Source organism: Desulfobacter latus (genome assembly GCF_013389365.1).
Classification (GTDB): domain Bacteria; phylum Desulfobacterota; class Desulfobacteria; order Desulfobacterales; family Desulfobacteraceae; genus Desulfobacter; species Desulfobacter latus.
This window is the reverse complement of sequence record NZ_JACADJ010000221.1, coordinates 1-293: the sequence shown is the minus strand read 5'-3', so window position 1 is coordinate 293 and position 293 is coordinate 1. Positions and strand designations below refer to the sequence as shown.

General features: G+C 36.5%; 1 protein-coding gene. It reads left to right on the top strand.

Going from position 1 to position 293, the window contains the following annotated elements; all coding sequences use genetic code 11:
- Nucleotides 1–293 (top strand): transposase (locus tag HXW94_RS20650; RefSeq protein ID WP_178368445.1); only part of this gene is annotated, 293 nt, incomplete at both ends.

Sequence of the window (293 nt, the reverse complement as noted above, 5' to 3'; positions counted from 1 at the left end):
TAGTACTTTATTTTCAGTGATAAAACCAGTTTTAAACAACACTTTGATGAATCAGCTAATAATCATAACTGAAGCACTTTTTACCATGAAGGGTAGAGTTACAATGTTAGGCATAAGCCGTTGGAGTGGCAAAGGCGGCAGTTATCGTACTATTCAACGTTTTTTCCATAGTGTAATTCCCTGGCCTTCTCTTCAATGGGCATTAGTTCAAAATCATTTATTGGATTCGGATGACGTTATTTTGTTTGCTGGAGATGAAAGTACAGTAACAAAATCCGGTAAGATGACCTATG